This is a genomic window from Xanthobacter sp. BG11Y11_SDJG (assembly GCF_057364445.1).
Map to the genome: position 1 here is coordinate 1 of NZ_JBNFNU010000222.1, position 6,957 is coordinate 6,957.

5 protein-coding genes are annotated in these 6,957 nt (G+C 70.5%); all 5 read right to left on the minus strand.

Annotated elements, in window-relative coordinates:
* Window positions 1-256: 256 nt before the first annotated feature.
* Entirely contained in the window at window positions 257-2,374 is a 2,118-nt protein-coding gene (locus AC2W7M_RS16535) for a glycosyl transferase family protein (RefSeq protein ID WP_486133355.1), read from the minus strand.
* 86 nt (window positions 2,375-2,460) lie between these two features.
* Window positions 2,461-4,833: a hypothetical protein gene (locus AC2W7M_RS16540; RefSeq protein ID WP_486133357.1), complete on the minus strand. Its 2,373-nt coding sequence runs from the start codon at window positions 4,831-4,833 to the stop codon at window positions 2,461-2,463.
* Window positions 4,834-4,835: 2 nt separating this feature from the next.
* Window positions 4,836-5,864 carry a non-hydrolyzing UDP-N-acetylglucosamine 2-epimerase gene (gene wecB / locus AC2W7M_RS16545; protein WP_486133359.1) on the minus strand — a complete coding sequence of 343 codons (1,029 nt, stop codon included), beginning with the start codon at window positions 5,862-5,864 and terminating at the stop codon, window positions 4,836-4,838.
* A 5-nt stretch (window positions 5,865-5,869) separates the two neighbouring features.
* On the minus strand, window positions 5,870-6,055 hold the full coding sequence (locus AC2W7M_RS16550; protein WP_486133361.1) for a hypothetical protein: 186 nt from the start codon (window positions 6,053-6,055) through the stop codon (window positions 5,870-5,872).
* 333 nt (window positions 6,056-6,388) lie between these two features.
* The coding region (gene tlpA / locus AC2W7M_RS16555; RefSeq protein ID WP_486133363.1) for a thiol:disulfide interchange protein TlpA at window positions 6,389-6,957 on the minus strand (569 nt) is incomplete at its 5' end.

The following is a 6,957-nucleotide window of genomic DNA, read 5'->3' on the forward strand; positions in this document are numbered from 1 at the left end:
CTGTCGCGCAGGACGAGGTCGGCGCCGAGTGCGCCGAGCGCGGCGGCGCCTCCGGCGATGATGAGGGTGCGGCGATCCATGGCGCCATGCATATGTTGGGTCGCGGCGCCGCCGCAAGGCCCAGCCGTGGCGCGAATCGGCGCGGCGAGGGGCGCCGCGCTCGGACACGGCCTATGCCGTAGCGGCAAGGGCGCGCCGCCTCAATGCCTTACCGCGGGGATGGCGGCGCGGCGGTGCCGCGCCGCTGGCGATAATTTTATGCCGGCACCAGCGGCGTGACGCGCTGTTCCTGCTCCTTGAGGGTGGCTTCGAGGGCCTCGGCCTGCACCACGCCGCAGCGCACGAGATACTCGCCGATTCGGCCGTCCTCCTCGGGGCGGTACTGGTCCATGGCAGCCTCGAAGGCCTCGCGGCGCATCAGGCCGCGCTCCAGCAGGATGTCGCCGAGCAGCGGCGCGGACTGCTGGCCCTCGATGGTGTCGCCGACGCCGCGCAGCAGGCGCAGGCCGTCATTGATCTCGCTCTCGCGGGCGATGCGCTGCTCCGGCACGTCGCCCGCCGCCGCCCGCAGCTCCTCCTTGGCGCGGGCGCCGAGCGGCGAGGTGGTGGCCACCACCAGGCGGCCGGTCTCGTCGCGGCCGATGGGCACGATGCGCCAGCGCACCATCACGTCGAGCGGCAGCAGGTCCTGGTACGTGCGCACCATCTGCTCGGTCACATGGGTGCGCGGCAGGTTGGCCTGGAAGGCGATGGCTTCGGCCAAAGTCTCCTCGTCGAGCCAGCCCTGGGCCACCAGGATGCGCCCCAGCGGCTGCTGGCGCTTGCCCTGGACCTCCAGCGCATTCTCCAGGTGCTCCGGCGTCACCGCCTGCCAGGTGAGCAGCAATTCGCCCAGGCGCTGGTGGCGCTGGTCGAAGGCGGAGGCCTCCGGGAAATCGTGCATGGTCTTGTCCCAGACGATGCGCGTGCCGAAGACCAGGTGCGAGATGAAGATGCGCCAGGCGCGCACGGTGGCGGCGAAGTTGACGAAGTTGCCCATCACCAGGCGCGGGATGGACATCAGCCCCTGCTCCCAGCCGTACACCGCGGTGACGAAGTAGAAGCGCTGGGCCATGCGCAGCGCGAAGCACAGCGCGTTCGCGGCCAGCACCGCCAGCAGCCAGCCCTCGGTGGCGAAGATCGAGGGGAAGCGGGCGGGCAGGAGGTTGAACTGCTCGGCGAAATAGATCAGCAGGAAGTGCGCGGCCAGAACGTAGGCCATCACCGCGACGATCGAGGTGACGATGCCCTTGCGGTCGCGGAACAGGAAGTATTTCGACTGCCAGGTGCCCTTCCAGCCGATCTGGCGCCAGCCCTGGAGCGCGATGCCCAGCACCCAGCGCGCCTTCTGGCGGTAGGAGGTGCGGAAGGTGTCCGGGAAGAACTCGCGCACGCACAAGGGCATGACGAGCTGCATCTCCTTCTCCGGGCCGTAGCCGAACAGGGTGCGGCGGCGCACGCGGAATTCCACCGGGAAGCGGGCGATGATGCAGTGCATATGCTCGTGCGCGAGGCGGTTGGAGACGTCGTAGTCCTCGGTGAGGCTCTCGGTGTTGAACACCTCGCCGGTGCCGTCGCCGCGCAGCGCCATCAGCGCGCGCCGGGAGAAGCAGGTGCCCACGCCCGCGGACGGCACCGAGCCGGCGACGCTCTCGCGCACGATCAGGTCCTTGGCGTGCCACTCGGCGAACTCGTCCATGTAGATGCCGGCGACCACCTCCGACCAGTGGCGCTCCAGCGACACCACCGGGATCTGGATCAGGTCCTTGCGCGGCAGCAGATAGTTGAAGAAGCGCAGCTCGAGCGGATGCAGCACGTCCTCGCAATCGTGCTGCACCACGCCGGCGAACTGGGTGCCGGTTATCATCTCGTGCTGGAACACGGCCTGGATGACCGCGTTCAGGCAGTCCGCCTTGTTGGTGGGGCCGGGATGGCGCGTCTCCACGCGCACCAGCTGCTTGTAGCGCCGGCGCATGCGCTCGACCTCGGCGATGGTCTCCAGGTCGTTGGGATAGGTGCCGACGAAGATCATGTAGCGGCGATAGTCGAGCACGCTCACCGCGTTCTCGATCATGGCCGCGATCACGTCCGCCTCCTGCCAGGCGGGGATGATGATGGCGATCGGCTGCTCGTCCTTCTCGTACAAGGCGTTGGCGGTGAGCGGCCGGATATAGGGCTCGACCGTGACGCGGCGCCAGACCCGCCGGGTCCAGTACCAGAAGTCCACGAACAGGTCGTCGAGCGAGGAGATGAGGATCAACACGGCCACCACCGCCGCCACATATTCGACGACGCGGATGTATTCCGCCAGAAGGTAGGGCCAGTACAGCTCCATGGCTGCGATCCTCGGGAGCCGCCGCCGTCGGCGGCTCGAACGGAGTACAGGAGGGACGCCGGCTTTTCGGCCGGCGTCCGGTCTCGTCAGCCCCTGCGGCGCACTTGGGTGGCGCGCACCAGCAGGAGGAAGAACAGCGCCGCGGCGCCGATGCCGAGCGGCAGGCCCCAGTCGGCGGAATTCTGCCACAGGCGCTGCAGCGTGGCGGCGGCGCCCTCGGTGTCGGGCAAACGGATGGTGCCCGGAGCGGCGCCGCTCGCCGACATCTCCATCAGCGTGCCGTCGATGCCCACCAGGGCCACGTCGCCGCGCGACAGGCGCACCGGCTTCTGCGGCGTCACCGCCGCGGAGCCGACGCTCTGCCAGAGGATACCACGATAGGCGTCGGCGCGAAGCGCCTGCACCAGGGCCACGTTCTTGAGGCCGGAAATGTCCAGCAGGCGGGACTGCTCGTCGGTGCCCACCACCAGGCGGTCGCCCTCCACGCGCGCCTTCAGGTTGGCGCCCTGGGTGGGCACGTCCATGGCCAGGAAGGTGCCGGCGACGCGGTAGGGCGAGCCCACCGGGGCGACGTCGAAGGTGCTGGTGCCGGCCGGCAGGCCGGCGGCGGCGGCGGCCCGCACCACCCGCGGCAGGCTCTGGCTCTGGGTCGACAGATAGGTGTCGGGCACCACCAGCTTGCCGCCGCCGGCCATGGCCGAGATCACGCCCAGGAAGTCCGCGCCGGGCGAGGTGCCGCCGAGCTCGAAATTGCTGGAGGGCAGCACCGAGACCGGGAACGCCTGGGGCGTCTCGCGGCAGCGGTCGCTCACCGGCTGGCGCTGGAAGGAGACCCGCAGCACGTTGCGGGCCGCCAGCGCGTAGGCCGGGATGGCGGCGCTGATCTGCTCCGGCTCGCCGGTCGCCTTCAGGCGCTTGGCGGCGAGCAGCACGTCGTTCAGGAACACCGCCGCGACCGGATCGGAAGTGGAGGCGCCGGGGGCGGCCGCCACGTTCAGATTGACCCGGCTCGGCAGGCTGGTGCCGCCGGTGGCCGCCGCGAGGTCGAAGTTCACCACCCAGTCGCCGCGCGAGAGCACGTCGATGTTGCCCGCAGCCGCGCCGAGGCTCGACAGAGGCAGCTTGTCGCCGGTCAGAGGCGGGGAGGCGGCGGTGCGCACGCTCACGGTGCCGCCGGACAGGGTGTTGCGCCAGAAGCCGTCGAACAGGTCCGCCGCCTTGGCGCCGGCATTGATGCCGACGGCGATGACCGGCTGGCCGGCCAGCGACTGGAGGCTCACCTCGTCGGGTGCGATCACGGCCGCGCTCAGGCTGGCGGCGCGCTGGCGCCATTCCGCCAGAGCCGGGCTGCCGCCGCCAAGGCGCGCGGCCACCGCGTCGAGCGCGGTGCGCAGGCCGGTCAGCAGCGCGCTGTCGGCCACCGCCACGTCCGCGGCCAGCGGCGAGCCGCCCAGCAGCAGCAGGGCGCCGACCTCGGAGAGGTCCTTGATCTTGTAGCGGCCGCCGCCGACGAACGACGAGAACGGGGCGATGGCCCGCAGGGTGGCGGGCACCTCGAGGCCGGCGAGGTCAACCTCGTCACCCACCACCGGCAGGGTCTTGACCTTGAGGCGCTTGCCCGAGCCCTCGAGCGCGAGGCCGAGGCGCCAGGCGGTGTCGTAGCTTTCCTTGGCGAGCGTGCCGCCCGCCACCAGCATCACGCCGACGCCCGGCAGGGCGCTCCAGGCGGTGGACAGGTCGCGCACGGCGCCGGCGTCGAACGAATAGGTGAAGTGGCTGCCGGGGCGGATCTTGGCCGCGTTGCCGATGGCGCGCTCGTCGGCGCACAGGTCCTCGCCGATCACCGACGACCAGGCGAGGCCGAGCCGCACGAAGCCGTTGTCGCGCGGGTTGCCCTCCACCGCGAGGTTGGCGGTGGTGGAGCCGTTGTCGCCCTCCAGGCGGCGGGAGAACACGGGGTTGCCGTCGACGATCAGCACCAGCGTGGTGCGGCCGCCGTCGCCGCGGATATAGTCCGCGTCCACCACCATGCGCGCGTCATAGAGCGGCACGCGGGCGGGCACCGGCAGATAGATGTCGCGCCGGGCGTCGAGGCCCTGGAGCACGATCGGCCCCTCGATGCCGAGGTCGGAGAGGGCGATGCGGCGAGTCACCCGGGTGTCGCGGGCGCGCTCGCTGAGCGCCGCCGAGATGGCGTCGTTGGCGGGCGGCGGCGCCTGGGTGACGTAGCCGCCGGGATAGGCCCCGGGGGCGGGCAGTTGGCCCGGCGCCGGCAATTGACCCGGCGTCGGCTGCGCCTGAACCGGCGCGGGCTGGCCGGGATACTGCGCCTGCAGCTGCTGGGGCTGTGCCGGATACTGGACCGGATATTGGGCCGATGCCGTGCCGGCCAGTCCGAGGACGGCCGCAAAGGCAAGGGGCAGGATGCGCGTGGCGCGCCGGGTGTGATGCGATGCCATCTCTAGTCTCTCGCGACCATCATCATGGGGAGGCCGTTGGCCGGCCGGAGGGTGGGCGCCGCCGTGGACTTGGTGGCGTCAGCGGAAAACTCGGTGACGGGCCGGCCGCAGATGCGGTCGACGATGCGGCGGCTGGCCAGGCCATCGCCGTAAGGGTTGATGGCGGCGGCGAAGCGCGCATAGGCGGCCTCGTCGTCCAGCAGGTGCCGGGCGGCGCCGAGGATCTTCGACCCGTCGGTGCCGACCAGCAGCACGGTTCCGGCGTCCACCGCCTCGGGGCGCTCGGTGACCTCGCGCATGACCAGGACCGGCTTGCCGAGCGACGGCGCCTCCTCCTGCACGCCGCCGGAATCGGTGAGCACGATGTACGCGCGGCCGAGCAGGCGCTGGAAGGAGAGGTAGTCGAGCGGCCCGGGCAGATGGATGTTCGCCCGCCCGCCCAGCGCCTCGCGCACCGGGCCCTGGACATTGGGGTTGAGATGCACCGGATAGACGATCTCGACGTCGTCGCGCTCCGACAGCGTGCGCAGCGCCTCGCAGATGTTGCGGAACCCCTGGCCGAAGCTCTCGCGGCGGTGGCCGGTGACAAGGATCAGGCGCCGGGCGGGGTCGAGGTTCGCGAAGGGGGCGTCGAGCCGCGCGCGCAGCGCCGCGTCGTCGGCGATGCGGGCCTGCGTCGCCTTGAGCGCGTCGATCACCGTGTTGCCGGTGACGACGATCTCGCCGGCAACGTGCTCGGTGAGAAGGTTGGCCTTGGAGCCGGCCGTCGGCGCGAACAGGAGCCCGCCCGTCACGTCCACCACGCGGCGGTTCATCTCCTCCGGGAACGGCCGGTCCATGCGATAGGTGCGCAGCCCCGCCTCCACATGCCCCACCCGGATGCGGCGGTGGAAGGCGGCGAGCCCGGCCGCCATGGCCGTGGTGGTGTCGCCATGGACCAGGACAAGGTCCGGGCACTGCGCGTCGAGGATCGGGTCGAGGGCCGAGAAGATCGCGCCGGTCAGCGCATTGAGGCTCTGGTTGCGCACCATGAGCTTCAGGTCGAAATCAGGCTCGATGCCGAAAAATCGAGCACCTGGTCCAGCATTTCGCGATGCTGGCCCGTCACGCAGACGAGCGAAACGATCCCCGGCTCACGCGCAAGCGCCTGAACCAGCGGAGCCATCTTGATGGCCTCCGGCCGTGTGCCGAAGATCGAGAGAATTTTCAATGTTCCCACCACTCAGCATCTCAGAAAAATTCGATGAAGCCACGACAAATGATTGTCAAGACAAAGAATCCGGCATGCGGCGCGCGAGATAGACTCGGCACGGCCTGCAGGAGCCTCAGCCGCTATGGGAACAAGATACCAGGATACCGTTGCGGTGTCGCGCTCAGCAGTGTGGCGGCTGAAGGTTGCTGGAAGCTTAAGCCAAGCTTACCTAAATGGATGCGGGACCTGCCCGGCCGCCGCGATCGGCGCCAGCAGGCGCCCGACACATGAACGCGTGGTTAACCGGCAGGGTTAACGAACAGGGTTAACGGACCGTGACCGGGTGACCGAAGGCGCTTGCGTTCAGCGGACCTCCGCCCGCCGGTCGGCGATGACGGCCCGCAGCAGCGCCACCGCCTCGGGCCCCGCCCATTCGGCGGGACCGGCCAGATAGGCGATCTCGCAGCCCTTGCCGTCGACGAGCAGCGTGGTGGGCAGGCCGAAGCCCCGGCCGGCGGTGCGCAGCGCCTGGAACGACTTGGTGGCGGGATCGGCGAAATAGCGCAGGCTCTTCACGCCGATCTCGGCGAGGAAGGTCTTGGGCTTCTCCGCGTCGCGGGTATCGAGATTGATCGCCACCACCTCGAAGTCCGGGCCGCCGAGCGTGCCCTGGAGCGTGTCGAGGGCCGGCATCTCCTTGCGGCACGGCACGCACCAGGTGGCCCACAGGTTGACGAGCACCGTGCGGCCCTCGAAATCCTTCAGGCTCATGGCCTTGCCGGCGGCGTCGGCGAACGTGAGGGCGGGCAGGCGGCGCGGCTCGGTGGCGAGCTTGAGCGCGGCGATCTCGCCCTTGACCAGCGGCTCCAGCGCCTTGGCGCGCGCCACGGCCGGCGCGCCAGGCGGGATCGTCCACCCGCGCGACCTCGGCG